Origin of the sequence: Agrobacterium sp. ST15.16.024 (genome assembly GCF_027956545.1) — a bacterium.
Lineage (GTDB): Bacteria > Pseudomonadota > Alphaproteobacteria > Rhizobiales > Rhizobiaceae > Agrobacterium > Agrobacterium cucumeris.
The window spans coordinates 68,067-84,320 of sequence record NZ_JAQKGO010000010.1 but is presented as its reverse complement, the minus strand read 5'-3'; the positions used below and the strand labels follow the sequence as shown (position 1 = coordinate 84,320).

Below are 16,254 nucleotides of genomic sequence, written 5' to 3'. Positions count from 1 at the left end.
TTGTGATGGCAATGATGGACTCCAGCTGTGAGCGGTGTGTGGGCATGAGCGGTGTAAATGAAATTCGGTCGACCTTTCTCGACTACTTCAAAAAGAATGGACACGAGATCGTGCCCTCCAGCCCGCTGGTGCCGCGCAACGATCCGACATTGATGTTCACCAATGCCGGCATGGTGCAGTTCAAGAACGTCTTCACCGGTCTTGAAAGCCGTCCCTATTCCACCGCCGCTTCGGCGCAGAAGTGCGTGCGCGCCGGTGGCAAGCATAACGACCTCGACAATGTCGGTTATACCGCCCGTCACCATACGTTCTTCGAAATGCTCGGCAATTTCTCCTTCGGCGATTATTTCAAGGAAGAGGCGATCACCCATGCCTGGAACCTGATCACCAAGGAATTCGGCATCGATCGCAACCGTCTGCTGGTCACGGTCTATCACACCGACGACGAGGCCTTTAATCTCTGGAAGAAGATCGCCGGTTTTTCCGATGACCGCATCATCCGCATTGCGACCAGCGACAATTTCTGGGCGATGGGCGATACCGGTCCCTGTGGTCCCTGTTCGGAAATCTTCTACGATCATGGCGATCATATCTGGGGTGGCCCGCCCGGCTCGCCGGAAGAGGATGGCGACCGGTTCATCGAGATCTGGAACCTCGTCTTCATGCAATATGAGCAGTTGACGAAGGAAGAACGCATCGACCTGCCGCGCCCGTCGATCGACACCGGCATGGGCCTCGAGCGCATTTCGGCACTGCTGCAGGGCAAACACGACAATTACGACACGGACCTGTTCCGCGCATTGATCGCCGCTTCCGTCGAGGCAACCGGGGTTCCGGCCGAAGGCGAGCACCGCGCCAGCCACCGGGTCATCGCCGATCATGTGCGTTCGGCCTCCTTCCTGATTGCCGATGGCGTTCTGCCATCGAGCGAAGGTCGTGGTTACGTTCTGCGCCGCATCATGCGCCGCGCCATGCGCCATGCCGAGCTTCTGGGCTCGCGCGAGCCGCTGATCTACAGGCTGCTGCCGGCGCTGATCCAGCAGATGGGCCGCGCCTATCCCGAACTGGTTCGGGCCGAAGCGCTGATTTCCGAGACGCTGAAACTTGAGGAAACCCGTTTCCGCAAGACGCTGGAACGCGGCCTGTCGCTGCTGTCCGATGCTACTTCCACCCTGCACAAGGGCGATATGCTGGATGGCGAAACCGCCTTCAAGCTCTATGACACCTATGGTTTCCCGCTCGATCTGACACAGGACGCGCTGCGCGCCCGCGAAATCGGCGTCGATATTTCCGGCTTTACCGATGCCATGCAGCGCCAGAAGGCGGAAGCCCGCTCGCACTGGGCCGGCTCCGGCGATACGGCAACGGAAACCGTGTGGTTCGAGCTGAAGGAAAAGCTCGGCGCGACGGAATTCCTGGGCTACGACACCGAAACCGCTGAGGGCGTCATTCAGGCGATCGTCAGGGATGGCAAGGCAGTCGATAATGCTGCCGAGGGCGAGACGGTGCAAATTATCGTCAACCAGACGCCATTTTACGGTGAATCGGGCGGCCAGATGGGCGATACCGGTGTCATCGTCGGCGAAACTGGCAGCTTTGATGTCACCGGCACCCACAAAAAGGGCGAAGGCCTTTTTGTGCACTCCGGCACGGTGTCCAAGGGTGGATTGAAGGTCGATGAAGCCGTACAGCTGACGGTCGATCATGATCGCCGTTCGCGTCTGCGCGCCAACCACTCCGCAACCCACCTGCTGCATGAGGCGCTGCGCGAAGTGCTCGGCACCCATGTTGCCCAGAAGGGTTCGCTGGTTGCGCCCGAGCGCCTGCGCTTCGACGTTTCACATCCCAAGCCGATGTCGGCCGAGGAGCTGAAGGTCGTCGAGGACATGGCGAACGAGATCGTGTTGCAGAACTCGCCGGTTGTCACGCGTCTGATGAGCGTTGACGATGCCATTGCCGAAGGTGCCATGGCGCTGTTTGGTGAAAAATACGGCGACGAGGTTCGCGTGGTGTCGATGGGCACCGGCCTGCATGGCGCAAAAGCCAACCGTCCCTATTCCGTTGAGCTTTGCGGCGGCACCCATGTGGCTGCCACCGGTCAGATCGGCCTTATCCGCATTCTCGGCGAAAGCGCTGTCGGTTCTGGCGTGCGTCGTCTCGAAGCCGTCACCGGTCAGGGGGCGTTCGCCTATCTTGCCGAGCAGGATGAGCGGGTGAAGGCTCTGGCGTCGTCGTTGAAGGTTCAGCCGGGCGACGTGCTGTCGCGCGTTGAAGGGCTGCTGGACGAGCGCAAGAAGCTGGAGCGTGAGCTTGCGGATGCTCGCAAGAAGCTTGCGATGGGCGGTGGTTCGTCGGATGCCGGCGCAAACGATGTGCAGCAGGTCGCGGGCGTCAATTTCCTTGCGAAATCGCTTGCTGGTATCGATGCCAAGGATCTCAAGGGTCTTGCCGATGAGGCCAAGGCCAATATCGGCTCCGGCGTCGTGCTGCTGATTGCGGTTTCCGAGGATGGCAAGGCAAGCGCCGTTGCTGCCGTTACCGAAGATCTGACGGCCCGTTTCAGTGCTGTCGATATTGTCCGCACCGCTTCGGCCGCACTTGGCGGCAAGGGCGGCGGTGGACGCCCGGATATGGCACAGGCCGGCGGCCCGGATGGCGCCAAGGCGCAGGAGGCCATCGAAGCAGTGGCCGCGGCACTGGCGGCCTGATCCGGAAAGATTGAGGAAGGGGCGGGGTTTTACCCCGCCTTTTTTCATTCTGCGCTGCGGCTGGCGAGAGACGGCATGGCCCATCGAGCGCTGAAGACGGGGAGGAAGGCATGCGATGCGATTTGTAAATCCCATCCCTTTCGTGCGCGATATAGACCGATCCAAGGCGTTTTATCGTGACCGGCTCGGCCTCAGAATATTGCGTGACTTCGGGGATTTCGTTCTCTTTGAAGGCGGCTTTGCCATTCATGAGGGGCGGTCGCTTGAGGAGACGGTGTGGCAGGCGCCATCCGGCATGGAAGAGCCCTATGGCAGGCGAAACCTGCTGCTCTATTTCGAGCATGGAGATGTGGATGCAGCTTTTCTAAATATCGCACCGCATGTGGAGCTTATTCATTCCGTGCAAGAGCAGGCCTGGGGGCAGAGAGTATTCCGCTTTTATGATCCGGACGGGCATGCAATCGAGGTCGGAGAACCGCTCGGCCAATCCGATGAATAGACCCGCCGCAAAGACCGACCCTATGGGCGATTTTCGGACGGGCCGTGGTTCGTTTTTTGCAATATCGCAGGCCGATTATCCGGTTGCCTGCAAATCCTTCGCCGCATCTTCATCAAGCTGGGCAGCGCGCTTGAAGGCCGGGCGTTCGGTGAGATGCGCCATGTAGTCGATGAAGGCCGGGCGTTTTTCGATCGTGCCGAAGTGTAGCCCCCAACCGATATGGGCACCGACATAAACATCGGCTGCGGTGAAGAGATCGCCGGCGATGAAGCGGTTTTCGCTGACGGCGCGCTCAAGCGTGTTCATCACATCCGCATAGCTGCCACAGCCCGCCATGCGCAGCTTGTCGGTCGGTACTTCAAAACCCATTGCCTTCATGCTGGCCGCCATTTCCAGGGGGCCGGCAGCGAAAAACATCCAGCGATAATAAAGTCCGCGCGCCTTCGGCGTCGGAGCAAGATTTGCACCCGGAAAGGCGTCGGCCAGATAAGCGCAGATCGCCGCCGCCTCGGTGACGATGGTATCGCCATGTTTGATGGCCGGCACCTTGGCCATCGGGTTTATCAGGCGGTAAGCGGGTGATTTCATCGAGGTTTCGAAACTCAATATTTCCGTTTTATACGGAACACCCACTTCTTCGAGCATCCAGCGCGCGATGCGTCCGCGCGACATGGGATTGGTGTAGAAGATCAACTCACTCATAGTTTTGCCTCCCCAAGCAAAATAGCCGCAACCTCATGGGGAAACCCTGCGGGTCCCTCACTGGCGCGGTGTGTTTTTATAACCCGCGGCATCATTCTCACGCTCTTTGAAGATCGTACTGACGCTACGGTAAGTTTTGACTGCACCGGGCAAGTTATCTGTAAGTAGATGCTGTTTCAGCTTTGTCTTATTGTTATACTGGCCACGGCACGGTGCAGAATCGAAGTCTGCGCCTAGTGCAACGTCTAATCAAGATACTGTGAACAAAAAAAGAAAACCGGGCGTTTCGGCCCGATTTTTCAGTTTTTCCACCTTTTTCTGCCCAATGCAGCCCAGATCGTGACCACGTCATGCCGAAACTCGCGGCCTATTTTCAGGCATTGGAAAAACGCGGTGTCATTGCGCTGACATGCCGGAAGGGCCGGGGGGCTGTCGCTTCTGGTCGGAGATTTGCAGATCAGGCGCGCGACGGGTGCACTCGGTCTCCCAGTGCAGGAGGAGGTGAGGGCGCGCTCGGCCCGTGCCGCGGCGCTGACGTTTCAGCTTTGTGGCGCAAAGAAAAAACCCGGCGCTGAGGCCGGGTTTTGATGTCGCTGAGTGAAGAGGCTTAAGCCGCCATCGCCTTCTTGAGGTTCTCGTCGATCTTGTCGAGGAACGCGGTGGTGGAGAGCCAGGGCTGGTCCGGACCGATGAGCAGGGCCAGATCCTTGGTCATGAAACCGCTTTCGACGGTGTCGACGCAGACGGTTTCGAGCGTTGTCGCGAACTTTGCCAGTTCGGCATTGTCGTCCAGCTTGGCGCGGTGGGCGAGGCCACGGGTCCAGGCGAAGATCGAAGCGATCGAGTTGGTCGAGGTTTCCTGACCCTTCTGGTGCTGGCGGTAGTGACGCGTCACCGTGCCGTGTGCCGCTTCGGCTTCGACCGTGCGGCCATCCGGCGACAGGAGAACCGAGGTCATCAGGCCGAGCGAGCCGAAGCCCTGGGCAACCGTGTCGGACTGAACGTCGCCATCGTAGTTCTTGCAGGCCCAGACGTAACCGCCAGACCACTTCAGTGCGGAAGCAACCATGTCGTCGATCAGGCGGTGCTCATAGATGATGCCGACTTCGTCGAACTTCGCCTTGAACTCGGTCTGGTAGACTTCTTCGAAGATGTCCTTGAAGCGGCCGTCATAGGCCTTGAGGATGGTGTTCTTGGTGGACAGGTAAACCGGCCACTTGCGCATCAGGCCGTACATCATCGATGCGCGGGCGAATTCGCGGATGGATTCGTCGAGGTTGTACATGGCAAGAGCCACGCCGGCGCTCGGAGCGTCGAAGACGTCCTTCTCGATGACCTGACCGTCTTCACCAACGAACTTGATCGTCAGCTTGCCCTTGCCGGGGAACTTGAAATCGGTTGCCTTGTACTGGTCGCCGAAAGCGTGGCGGCCGACGACGATCGGCTTGGTCCAGCCGGGAACGAGGCGCGGAACGTTTTTGCAGATGATCGGTTCGCGGAAGATGACGCCGCCCAGAATGTTGCGGATCGTGCCGTTCGGGCTCTTCCACATCTGCTTCAGGCCGAATTCTTCGACGCGGGCTTCATCCGGCGTGATCGTGGCGCACTTGATGCCGACGCCGTGCTTCTTGATGGCGTGTGCCGCATCGACGGTGACCTGGTCGTTGGTGGCATCACGGTTTTCAACCGAGAGGTCGTAATATTCGATATCGAGATCGAGGTAAGGCAGGATCAGCTTGTCCTTGATCAGCTGCCAGATGATACGGGTCATTTCGTCGCCGTCGAGATCAACGACTGGATTGGCTACCTTGATCTTTGCCATGAATTCCTCACCTTCGAAGCTGTGGCGCCTGATGACGCCGGTATCCGGAAAAATATCCGGTGCGGCTATAGCATCGCGAGCGTCTGAGGCAAAGCCATGGGGGGCGCTTTTTTGGCGCAGCGCAACAGTGGATTGCGCATTGCCAAACCACAATGCCGGAATACAGTCAGGCGAATCGCTTCGCCCGCGTGTCGGGCCTATCCCGGGATCACATCATGCGGAATATTCTGCTTCTGACTGCCGCCGTCCTCTTTTCGCACAATGCCCTTGCGGCCGGGCCTGCCGATCCCGTTCAGAAGGTGATGGACATCACCGTCAAGAACTGGTCCGGCGACGCCGAAAATTGGAAATATATTTTCGACGAGGACATGCTGACCAGCCTGTTCAGCAAGGACTTCGTCACCCAGTATCGCGAAGCATCCAAGAAGCCGGCTTATGAGGCGGAAAGCGGTGAGACCGGCGATCCCTTCGGTTACGATGTGGTGACGAACTCGCAGGATGGCTGCCCGCTGGCGGATGTTTCGGTGACGCCGGGCGCGGTGAAGGACGGCGTGACTGATGTGACGGCGAAATTCAAGCTGTGGGCCTGCATGGACGAGGCGGAGATGAAGGCGACCGTCGATGAAGTTCATTTCGATGTCATCGAGGAAGACGGGCGGCCGGTGATCAGCGACATTCACCGCGTTGGCGATGAGGGCAGGGATTCGCTACGCGAAGAGATGGCGAATATCATCAAGGGGGAGTGAGGGGTCGCGTTTGAGCCTGTTGAGGGTGATGCGAGGCTTTCACCACAATCGGCGTCATCCTCGGGCTTGACCCGAGGATCGATTGATTTCAACGGTTTGTGGATCCTCGGGTCAAGCCCGAGGATGACGGGGTAGTGGTTTTGCTCTCATCTTCAGCAAAGCCGAGCGGGATGCGTGCTCCCTCCGACTTTGATTTTAGCGCCGATCTGTGCCAGTGAAGCGCGCTTTACAGTATCGGCGTTAAAGTCGATGCGGCGCTTTTGAAAACGGACAAACGACGATGGCAGGCACTAACAGCGAGCTTGAACTTCTGGCGGAAGGCCCGGCGATCATTCTGGTCGAACCGCAGCTCGGCGAAAATATCGGGATGGTGGCACGGGCGATGGCCAATTTCGGCCTTTCCGAACTGCGTCTGGTCAATCCGCGTGATGGCTGGCCGAGCGAGAAGGCGCGAGCCGCCGCTTCCAAGGCCGATCATGTCATTGACGGTACCAAGGTATTCGAGACGCTGGAAGAGGCGATAAAGGATCTCAATTTCGTTTATGCCACGACGGCGCGCGAGCGTTACGGTTTCAAGCCGGTGCGCGCGCCGGTAACCGCTGCCGATACGCTCAGGGCAAAATTCAAGGCCGGCGAAAAGACCGGCATTCTGTTTGGGCGGGAGCGCTGGGGGCTGACCAATGAGGAAGTGGCGCTGGCCGACGAGATCGTGACCTTCCCCGTCAACCCCGCTTTTGCCTCGCTGAACATTGCGCAGGCTGTGCTGCTGATGTCTTACGAATGGATGAAATCAGGCATGGACGACCTGGGGGAGACGCTTTTCCAGTCCGTCGAGCAGCGACCTTCGACCAAGGAGCAGGTTTTCGGCCTGTTCGAACATATCGAGGAAGCGCTGGACGCGCGCGGTTATTTCCACCCTGCTGAAAAAAAGCCGAAAATGGTCGACAATCTGCGTGCCGTGCTGTCGAGACGGGGTTTTTCCGAGCAGGAAATCAGCGTTGTCCGCGGCGTGATCAATTCGCTCGACCGTTTCCCCCGGCAGTGGCCAAAGCAGGCAGGCCGGGCGGCGCCGTCGGCTGAGGGCGCCAATTCGGAGAGGACCGGGGAGAATGCTGAAGACGAGTGAGGCCGCGGCCGATGTGCTGAAACCGGTGCTGGTGTTTGATTCCGGCATTGGCGGGCTGACCGTGCTGCGCGAAGCGCGCGTGCTGATGCCCGAGCGCGGTTTCATCTATGTGGCCGACGATGCGGGTTTTCCCTATGGCGGCTGGGAAGAGGAGGCGCTGAAGACGCGTATTCTCTCGCTCTTCGAAACGCTGCTACAGGACTACAGCCCGGAAGTCTGCATCATCGCCTGCAACACCGCCTTCACACTGGCCGGGGCCGATCTTCGCGCCCGGTTTCCGGACATGACATTTGTCGGCACCGTTCCCGCCATCAAGCCGGCTGCGGAGCGCACCCGCTCCGGCCTCGTCTCCGTGCTGGCGACGCCGGGTACCGTCAAGCGTGCCTATACGCGTGATCTCATCCAGTCCTTCGCCACACAGTGCCATGTCCGTCTCGTGGGCTCTGAAAATCTGGCGCGCATGGCGGAAAGCTGGATTAGGGGTGAGCCGGTTTCGGATGAGGCGGTTCTGGCCGAAATCGAACCCTGCTTCATCGACAGTGACGGCAAGCGCACCGATATCGTCGTTCTCGCCTGCACCCATTACCCCTTCATGGCCAATGTGTTTCGCCGGCTGGCGCCCTGGCCGGTGGACTGGCTTGATCCGGCAGAGGCGATAGCAAGGCGGGCGCGCCATCTGGTACCGCTGCCGCAGGATGCGGAACACCCCGACGGCTTCGACTTTGCCGTCTTCACGTCGGGCAAGCCGGATTTCGCCACACGGCGGTTGATGCAGGGGTTCGGTCTCAGCGTTTCGGCAGCCTGAGTTCTGTCGCCTGAGCGCCTGTTGTATTTTTGCATCTATCTTATTTGACTTTTGCAATTCGAGATTGCGACCACTTGTCGCGCCTGGCATCTCGTGTAAGATGCCCCTCGTCTGTAACCGCTATAAAAGGAGGCGTGGAATGACTGACGATTTTAATATGCGCCTTAACGGCATGTCTGGCATTTCCGGCATGGTCATCGGTGGTTACATGGTCCGAGGCATCAACCTCCGATAAGGCTTATTGCCTGATTTCCTTGCCGTTTGGCATTTTCACTTCGTTCGACATCTGAAATTGCGCGTTCGCGTGGCCTGAGTGCTGCGCCCGTCATTCCGGCATGTCGTTTTCCATCGATAAAGGACCTGGCCGCTTCGCTGCGCCGGGATGGATCTCCATGCAAAAAAATCAACCATTGGTAGCATATGCGCTGCCGGATGCGGTCGACCGTTTGTTCGTCACGTTCGGCGTCTGGAAAACCCTAAGGGCGGTTCTCGTTGCGGCCATGGTGCCGCGTGCGCCGCCGACGGATATCACCGATCTACCCGAACGTATGCTGGATGATATCGGCCTCGAGCCATCCGAGCGGAAGATGCGTCGGGACTGGGCGCCACCTTACTGGGCGCCGCGGTTTTGATCCGTGACAGCCTCTTCGGTAAAAACATGTCCTGGAGGCTGATCTGGCGTTCGGTGTGTTGTATAGCGATGCGATACAGGATAACGTTATTCCATGATCGTGAGTTTTCGTCACAAAGGGCTTGAAGCTTTTTACCGCTCAGGGACGACGAAGGGTATTCAGCCGGCCCATGCCGCCAAGCTTGGCCGAATACTCACCTTGCTTGAGGTCGCGGCAAGTGCGCCCGATCTTAATCTTCCTGGTTTCAAACTTCACCCGCTAAAAGGCGAGATGAAGGGTCAATGGTCGATCTGGGTGAACGGAAACTGGCGGGTGACATTTCGATTTTTGGACAGCGATGTCGAGCTTGTCGACTATCAAGACTATCACTGAAGGGATTTGTTCCAATGATGAAGTTTCCTGTTCACCCCGGTGAGCTTTTGCGGGAGGAGGTCATTACCGCGCTTCAGCTTTCCGTGACAGAAGCCGCTGAAAGGCTCGGCATGTCCCGTGTGGCGCTTTCGCGCGTCCTTAACGCACGGGCGGGCGTCAGTCCTGACCTTGCCGTGCGGCTGGAGCGGGCAGGCGTCAGCACGGCCCGCGCATGGCTTGCCATGCAGTCGAATTACGATCTTGCACAGGCGATGAAGCGTGAGCAGCCGCCCGTTCGTCCGTTGGATGACAGGACGGCATAATCTTCGAAGATTACGCTTGATACCTCGTGGGTTTGGTGGCTTGCTCACCGCATCGAGTGAAGGGAGATTTCATCATGCCTTTGGAGAACTGGCTGGCCTTCGTGGCCGCATCCGCCATCATGCTCGCCATTCCGGGACCGACGATCCTTCTGGTGATTTCTTACGCACTCGGCCATGGCCGCAAGGCGAGCACCGCGACGGTGACGGGCGTGGCGCTGGGTGATTTCACCGCCATGACGGCCTCGATGCTGGGGCTCGGCGCGCTGCTTGCCACATCGGCTGCTCTTTTCACCGGTCTGAAATGGATTGGCGCCGCCTACCTCATCTATCTCGGCATCAAGCTGTGGCGTTCACCGATCAGCGGCGAAGGCGCGGACGGCAAGGGTGTGACGGGCCGTGAAAGACCGCTCAAAATCTTCCTGCATGCCTATATCGTCACGGCGCTGAACCCGAAAAGCATCGTGTTTTTCGTGGCCTTCCTGCCGCAATTTCTGGTGCCGACATTGCCCTTCTGGCCGCAGGTGCTGATTTTCGAGGTGACGTTCCTGGTGCTTGCCACTGTCAATGCGGCGCTTTATGGACTTCTGGCAAGTGCCGCCCGCAACACGATCCGCAAGCCGAATGTTCAGCGCATCGTCAACCGCACGGGTGGTGGTCTCCTGATCGGCGCCGGTCTCATTGCCTTTGGCTGGAAGAGGGCGGTCGCGCCGTAAGGCAACTCTTGATCGCCTGAAATTCGGACATAACAAAATGGCATTGCCGCATATACTTCTCGCCCTGATCACCGTGTTTTTGTGGGGCTTCAACTTCGTCGCCATCAAGGTCGGCGTCACCGACATGCCGCCTTTGTTTCTGACGGGTGTGCGTTATTTCTTTGCAGCCGTGCCGCTGATATTCTTCCTGCCGAAACCCAATGTGCCGTGGCGGCATATGATCGTGTACGGCATGGCGATGGGCTTCGTGCAGTTCGGCCTGCTTTATCCGGCCATCAAGCTCGGCCTGCCGGCGGGGCTCGCTTCGCTCGTCATGCAGTCGCAGGCCTTCTTCACGCTGGCGCTTGCCGTGGTGTTTCTCGGCGAACGGCCGTTGCCTTCACAGATCATCGGCGCGATCATTGCTTTTGGCGGGCTGGCGGTCATCGGCGTGGAACGCATGACGGTCGCAGCCCTGGTACCGCTTCTGATGGGGGTCGGCTCGGCAATTGCCTGGGCCTGCGGCAACATCGTCAACCGCCGCATCGGCCAGGTGAATGCGGTTTCCTTTGTCGCATGGACGAGCCTTGTGCCGGTTCTGCCGTTGATCCTGCTTTCGCTGGTGGTGGAAGGACCTGAGGCGATTGCGGAAGGCGTGCTCAATGCGACGCCGACGATGGCTCTCGTGGTGATCTACATGGCCTATGGTGCGACGATTGTCGGCGCGGGCATCTGGAGTTACCTGCTTCTGCGTTATCCTGCCGGAACGGTGGCGCCGTTTTCATTGCTGGTGCCGATTGTCGGTTTCATCAGCGCCTATCTCGCTTTCGCAGAGCATATCACCGTCTTTGAAGTGGTCGGCGCCGCATTGGTCATCATCGGTCTGATGCTGAATGTGTTCGGCAGACGGCTTGCATTTTTGCGGGTCTCGTCCGGGGCTGCCTAGAGGCGGTGCAATTGCCTGTGCATTATCGGCACGGGGCAGACGCAACCGGCGATTTTTTGGTAAAGAGCATGTTCGGCCGCCGCCAAGAGAATCGGCCGGATCAGATGCAGCACGAGGAATTGAACATTGCAGGTCGGCATCGACATGGGAACCTTATCGGGCGGGCAGCAGGCCAAGCTCGATATCGAGGAATTGCTTGCGACGCGTTTGCTGGTGCAGGGCAATTCCGGTTCCGGCAAGTCGCATCTGCTGCGCCGGCTGCTGGAGCAATCGGCGCCGTGGGTGCAGCAGGTCATCATCGATCCCGAGGGTGATTTCGTCACGCTTTCCGACAGGTTCGGTCACGTGGTGGTGGATGGCGAGCGCACGGAAGCGGAGCTTGCCGGCATTGCCAACCGCATTCGCCAGCATCGCGTTTCCTGCGTGCTGACGCTGGAAGGCCTTGATGTCGAACAGCAGATGCGGGCCGCAGCCGCTTTCCTCAACGGCCTGTTCGATGCCGATCGCGAATTCTGGTATCCGGTGCTTGTGGTAGTGGATGAGGCGCAGATGTTTGCGCCCTCCGTCGCCGGCGAGGTGACGGAAGATGCCCGCAAGGCGTCGCTAGGCGCCATGACGAACCTGATGTGCCGTGGCCGTAAGCGCGGTCTTGCCGGCGTCATCGCCACGCAGCGTCTGGCGAAGCTCGCCAAGAACGTGGCAGCGGAAGCCTCGAACTTCCTGATGGGCCGTACCTTTCTCGATATCGACATGGCGCGCGCGGCTGACCTTCTTGGCATGGACCGGCGACAGGCGGAAATGTTCCGCGATCTGCAGCGCGGCAATTTCGTGGCGCTCGGCCCGGCGCTTTCGCGTCGCCCGCTGCCCATCGTCATTGGAGCGGTGGAGACCTCGGCGCGCTCATCCTCGCCAAAGCTGATGCCGCTGCCGGATGCACCCCAGGATGTGGAAGACCTGATCTTCACGCCGGACCCGGAAGAATTCACACGCGCCGCCGTGCGCCGTACGCCACCAGCACCGCGTCCGACCACGGATATTCTGGCAGAGCTCTCGCGTTCCACACCCGCCGCTGTCGGCCCTACACCGGAGCAATCGCCGCGTGCAGGTCAGCCGGAACTGACGCCGGAAGAGCGTGAGGAAAAGATCGGTGCGGTTCTTGTGGAAATTCTCGACGATCCGCAATCGGCCTATCGCACGGATGCCGTGCTTTATCAGGATTTTCTGGTGCGCGCCCGTATGCGCCGCATTCCCGGCACGCCGATGACATTGGCGGAATTCCGCCGACAGGTGGCGATTGCCCGTTCCGGCGTGGATGCGGCGATGGCGGCAAGCGAAGGCTGGGAAAAGGCGCTGGAATTGTCGATGTCGGTTTCCGACGATCTGCAGGGGGTCTTCCTGCTGCTCGTCAAGGCGGCGCTGGGTGAAGAGCCTTGCCCGTCGGATGCCCGCATTGCCCGCGCCTATGGCACCCATTCCGCCCGCCGCGCGCGGCGCCTCCTCGGTTATTTCGAGGAGAAGGAGCTCGTGGTGGTGCATGCCGATTTCTCCGGCAAGCGCATCGTGGCTTTTCCCGATCTCGATGCGAAGACCGCACCCGGCGATGCGGATGCGGCTGAGGATGATACGCGGCTTGCGGCGGAGTGAGGTTGGCAGGGTTTCCTGCTTGGAATAACCTTTCCGTCATGCCGGACTAGATCCGGCATCCAGCCGCGGCGCGTCTGCGCCGCGAGAAGAGCTTTTTGCGATCAATGACTTGATCGCGCTGGACCCCGGATCAGGTCCGGGGTGACGGCGTGTGAGGAGGCGTCACCGCCTCCTCCTTGCTCATCATTACTCGACGGCCTTCACTTCCTTGCGTGTCGCAATCAGCGAACCGATGATGCCGGTTGCGAGGATGGCGACCGTGACGCCGAGTGAGACGGCGGGCGGGATTTTGGCGATGCCGAGCATATCGGCGACGAAGATTTTCGAACCGACGAAGACCAGAACCGCAGCCAACGCATATTTCAGATAAGCGAAGCGGTGGATCAGGGCGGCGAGCGCAAAATATAGGGCGCGCAGGCCAAGGATCGCGAAGATGTTCGAGGTGTATACGATAAACGGATCGGTGGTGATCGCGAAGATCGCCGGGATCGAATCGACCGCGAAGATCAGGTCGGCGATTTCAACCATGATGAGCGCCAGGAAGAGCGGCGTCACGAAGGTCTTGAGCTTGCCGGTAGTCGCATCCGTTTCCTTGACGAAGAACTTCTCGCCATGCAGCTTCTCCGTCACCGGCAGGCGGCTGCGCAGGAATTTCAGGATGCGGTTGTTGCCGATATCGGCCTCGTCATGGTCGGACGAGAACAGCATCTTGAGGCCCGTGAATACGAGGAAGGCCGCAAAGAGATAAAGCACCCAGTGGAAGTTTTCGACGATGGCTGCACCGCCGGCGATCATGATGCCGCGCAGGATGATGACGCCGAGGATACCCCAGAGCAGCACGCGGTGCTGGTACTGACGGGGAATGGCGAAATAAGAGAAGATCATGGCGATGATGAAGATATTGTCCATCGCCAGGCTTTTTTCGACCACGAAGCCGGTGACATATTCCATCGCCGATTGCTGGCCGGACTGATACCAGATCCAGCCGCCGAAGGCCAAACCGATGGCGATGTAAAAGCCGGACATCAGCAAGCTTTCGCGAATGCCGATTTCCTTGGAATTCTTGTGCAGCACGCCGAGATCGAGCGCCAGGAGGCCAAGGACGAGAGAAATGAAGACCGCCCACATCCATGTGGGGGTACCGAGAAAATCGTTGAGGAGGAACTCCATCAGTCAACCTTTAGCCGGACGAGGTTGGCTTTGCGGATGGGGAACGTGTGTCAAGAATATACGTGGGCCCCAACCTAAAGAAACTCGACATCACGTGTTGTCCGGTAACACGTCAGAGGGGCCCGAGTTCTGATCACGATGGGTAAATGGGTGGCCGGTCGATGTTTTCAAGGGCAGGTCCAAGAAAAAAATCGGCAGGCGCTGTTTGACAAATTTGTAAAACGACTATAGAAGCCGCCCCAACGCCGGGCAGTGATGTCCGGTGTGTTTTGTTGACTGCCTTGCAGTTTAAAGGCTGACGTTCGGCGGTCAATATCACCGACATGTCCCGTGGTTTCTCCATTTGCATGTGAGAAGCCTGTCAGAGGCCCTGAAACGGGCTTCAGAGGAGGGCGTGTTTCCTTAAACCGGTTTGGCAACAGACCGGCATAACCTTTTGAGAAGGAAATACGATGAGCAAGCGCGAATCGGCTAAGTACAAAATTGACCGCCGCATGGGCGAAAACATCTGGGGTCGTCCGAAGTCCCCGGTTAACCGCCGCGAATACGGCCCGGGCCAGCACGGCCAGCGCCGCAAGGGCAAGATGAGCGACTTCGGCACGCAGCTGCGCGCCAAGCAGAAGCTCAAGGGCTACTACGGCGAACTGCGCGAAAAGCAGTTCCGCGCCACTTTCGACGAAGCAAACCGTCGCAAGGGTGACACTTCCGAGAACCTGATCGGCCTGCTCGAGTCGCGTCTGGACGCCATCGTCTACCGCGCCAAGTTCGTTCCGACCGTTTTCGCATCGCGCCAGTTCATCAACCATGGCCACGTCACGGTTAACGGCGTTCGCGTCAACATCGGTTCTTACCGTTGCAAGGCTGGCGACGTCATCGAAGTTCGTCAGAAGTCCAAGCAGCTGGTGACGGTTCTCGAAGCCGTTCAGCTCGCAGAGCGTGACGTTCCTGACTACATCGAAGTCGACCACAACAAGATGGTTGCGACCTACGCCCGCGTTCCGTCGCTTTCCGACGTTCCGTACCCGGTCGTCATGGAACCGCATCTGGTCGTCGAATTCTACTCGCGTTAATCGACGCGTTTCAGTATTGAGAAAGCCGCCCTTCGGGGCGGCTTTTTTGTTTGCTGGGGAAGGCTTTGCATGCAGGATATTCAGGCGATCGTCGATTCCATCTATGACAGCATGCTGCCGAGACTGGGTGAGGGGAAGGTTGCGGATTATATTCCCGAACTCGCCAAGGTCGATTCCAACCAGTTCGGCATCGCCATCACCACCGTCGATGGAACCACCTATACGGCCGGCAATGCGCTTGTGCCGTTTTCGATCCAGAGTATCTCCAAGGTCTTCATGCTGACGCTGGCGCTCGGCAAGGCCGGTGAGACGGTGTGGAACCGAGTGGGGCGCGAACCTTCAGGCTCTTCCTTCAACTCCATCGTCCAGCTGGAACATGAGCACGGCATCCCGCGCAATCCCTTTGTGAATGCCGGCGCGATCGTGGTGACCGATATCGTTCTTTCCGGCCACCAGCCGCGTGAGGCGATCGGCGAGCTTCTGCGCTTCGTGCGTTATCTCGCTGACGATGACACGATCAGCATTGACGACACGGTGGCAAAATCCGAGCAGGCGACGGGTTTCCGCAATTTCGCGCTCGCCAATTTCATGCGTTCCTTCGGCAATCTGCACCATCCCGTGGAACATACGCTCGGCGTTTATTTCCATCAGTGCGCGCTTTCCATGACCTGCGCCCAGCTATCCCGTGCCGGGCTTTTCCTTGCCAATCGCGGCCGCAATCCGCTGACCGGCCACACGGTCGTCTCGGACCGCCGGGCGCGGCGCATCAATGCGCTGATGCTGACCTGTGGCCATTATGACGGATCGGGCGATTTCGCCTATCATGTCGGCCTGCCGGGCAAGAGCGGTGTCGGCGGCGGCATCATGGCGGTGGCGCCGGGCAATGCGTCGATTGCCGTCTGGTCGCCGGGTCTCAACAAGGTGGGTAATTCGGCGCTCGGGTCACAGGCACTGGAATTGCTGGCGACGAAAACCGGCTGGTCGGTATTCGGGGCTTGATATTGCCAGCGGATGGGGG

The 16,254-nt window shown here is 59.1% G+C and carries 16 protein-coding genes; 13 read left to right on the top strand and 3 right to left on the bottom strand.

The window, feature by feature from the left end; genetic code table 11:
* Window positions 1–44 precede the first annotated feature (44 nt).
* A complete protein-coding gene (gene alaS, locus PL640_RS22080) occupies window positions 45–2,708 on the top strand; it encodes an alanine--tRNA ligase (RefSeq protein WP_271363546.1) in 2,664 nt (887 codons plus the stop codon).
* 115 nt (window positions 2,709–2,823) lie between these two features.
* Window positions 2,824–3,207 (top strand): VOC family protein, encoded by a 384-nt coding sequence (locus PL640_RS22075; protein WP_271363545.1) that lies wholly within the window; start codon window positions 2,824–2,826, stop codon window positions 3,205–3,207.
* A 75-nt stretch (window positions 3,208–3,282) separates the two neighbouring features.
* Here PL640_RS22075 and PL640_RS22070 read toward each other — a convergent pair whose 3' ends face one another.
* Window positions 3,283–3,909 (bottom strand): glutathione S-transferase family protein, encoded by a 627-nt coding sequence (locus tag PL640_RS22070; RefSeq protein ID WP_271363544.1) that lies wholly within the window; start codon window positions 3,907–3,909, stop codon window positions 3,283–3,285.
* Between the two features lie 607 nt (window positions 3,910–4,516).
* Window positions 4,517–5,731, bottom strand: a complete 1,215-nt coding sequence (locus tag PL640_RS22065) for an NADP-dependent isocitrate dehydrogenase (protein WP_046798443.1) — start codon at window positions 5,729–5,731, stop codon at window positions 4,517–4,519.
* Window positions 5,732–5,946: 215 nt separating this feature from the next.
* Between PL640_RS22065 and PL640_RS22060 the strand changes: the two genes are divergently transcribed.
* From PL640_RS22060 to PL640_RS22020, 9 genes are all read left to right on the top strand, one after another.
* Window positions 5,947–6,477 carry a hypothetical protein gene (locus tag PL640_RS22060; protein ID WP_161991228.1) on the top strand — a complete coding sequence of 177 codons (531 nt, stop codon included), beginning with the start codon at window positions 5,947–5,949 and terminating at the stop codon, window positions 6,475–6,477.
* Window positions 6,478–6,757: 280 nt separating this feature from the next.
* On the top strand, window positions 6,758–7,603 hold the full coding sequence (locus PL640_RS22055; protein ID WP_142840133.1) for an RNA methyltransferase: 846 nt from the start codon (window positions 6,758–6,760) through the stop codon (window positions 7,601–7,603).
* Window positions 7,587–8,408, top strand: a complete 822-nt coding sequence (gene murI / locus PL640_RS22050) for a glutamate racemase (protein ID WP_271363543.1) — start codon at window positions 7,587–7,589, stop codon at window positions 8,406–8,408. Before PL640_RS22055 ends, murI begins: the two co-directional genes overlap by 17 nt.
* A 392-nt stretch (window positions 8,409–8,800) precedes the next feature.
* Window positions 8,801–9,040: a hypothetical protein gene (locus tag PL640_RS22045; RefSeq protein ID WP_142840131.1), complete on the top strand. Its 240-nt coding sequence runs from the start codon at window positions 8,801–8,803 to the stop codon at window positions 9,038–9,040.
* 93 nt (window positions 9,041–9,133) lie between these two features.
* A complete protein-coding gene (locus PL640_RS22040; RefSeq protein ID WP_271363542.1) occupies window positions 9,134–9,412 on the top strand; it encodes a type II toxin-antitoxin system RelE/ParE family toxin in 279 nt (92 codons plus the stop codon).
* 14 nt (window positions 9,413–9,426) lie between these two features.
* Window positions 9,427–9,714, top strand: coding sequence for a HigA family addiction module antitoxin (locus PL640_RS22035; protein ID WP_271363541.1), 288 nt, complete (start codon window positions 9,427–9,429; stop codon window positions 9,712–9,714).
* A gap of 74 nt (window positions 9,715–9,788) precedes the next feature.
* The gene (locus tag PL640_RS22030; protein WP_142840129.1) at window positions 9,789–10,427 is read left to right on the top strand and encodes a LysE family translocator; all 639 of its coding nucleotides are present in this window, start codon (window positions 9,789–9,791) and stop codon (window positions 10,425–10,427) included.
* A gap of 37 nt (window positions 10,428–10,464) precedes the next feature.
* Window positions 10,465–11,352 carry an EamA family transporter gene (locus PL640_RS22025; protein WP_271363540.1) on the top strand — a complete coding sequence of 296 codons (888 nt, stop codon included), beginning with the start codon at window positions 10,465–10,467 and terminating at the stop codon, window positions 11,350–11,352.
* Between the two features lie 126 nt (window positions 11,353–11,478).
* Window positions 11,479–12,996: an ATP-binding protein gene (locus PL640_RS22020; RefSeq protein WP_142840127.1), complete on the top strand. Its 1,518-nt coding sequence runs from the start codon at window positions 11,479–11,481 to the stop codon at window positions 12,994–12,996.
* 186 nt (window positions 12,997–13,182) lie between these two features.
* On the opposite strand, the gene PL640_RS22015 is transcribed toward PL640_RS22020, so the two are convergent.
* On the bottom strand, window positions 13,183–14,166 hold the full coding sequence (locus PL640_RS22015; protein ID WP_110756937.1) for a TerC family protein: 984 nt from the start codon (window positions 14,164–14,166) through the stop codon (window positions 13,183–13,185).
* A 452-nt stretch (window positions 14,167–14,618) separates the two neighbouring features.
* On the opposite strand from PL640_RS22015, the gene rpsD reads away from it, so the two are divergent.
* Both rpsD and PL640_RS22005 read left to right on the top strand, forming a co-directional pair.
* Window positions 14,619–15,236 carry a 30S ribosomal protein S4 gene (rpsD, locus tag PL640_RS22010; protein ID WP_046798221.1) on the top strand — a complete coding sequence of 206 codons (618 nt, stop codon included), beginning with the start codon at window positions 14,619–14,621 and terminating at the stop codon, window positions 15,234–15,236.
* A 69-nt stretch (window positions 15,237–15,305) separates the two neighbouring features.
* Window positions 15,306–16,235: a glutaminase gene (locus PL640_RS22005; protein ID WP_271363539.1), complete on the top strand. Its 930-nt coding sequence runs from the start codon at window positions 15,306–15,308 to the stop codon at window positions 16,233–16,235.
* The last annotated feature ends 19 nt before the right edge of the window (window positions 16,236–16,254 follow it).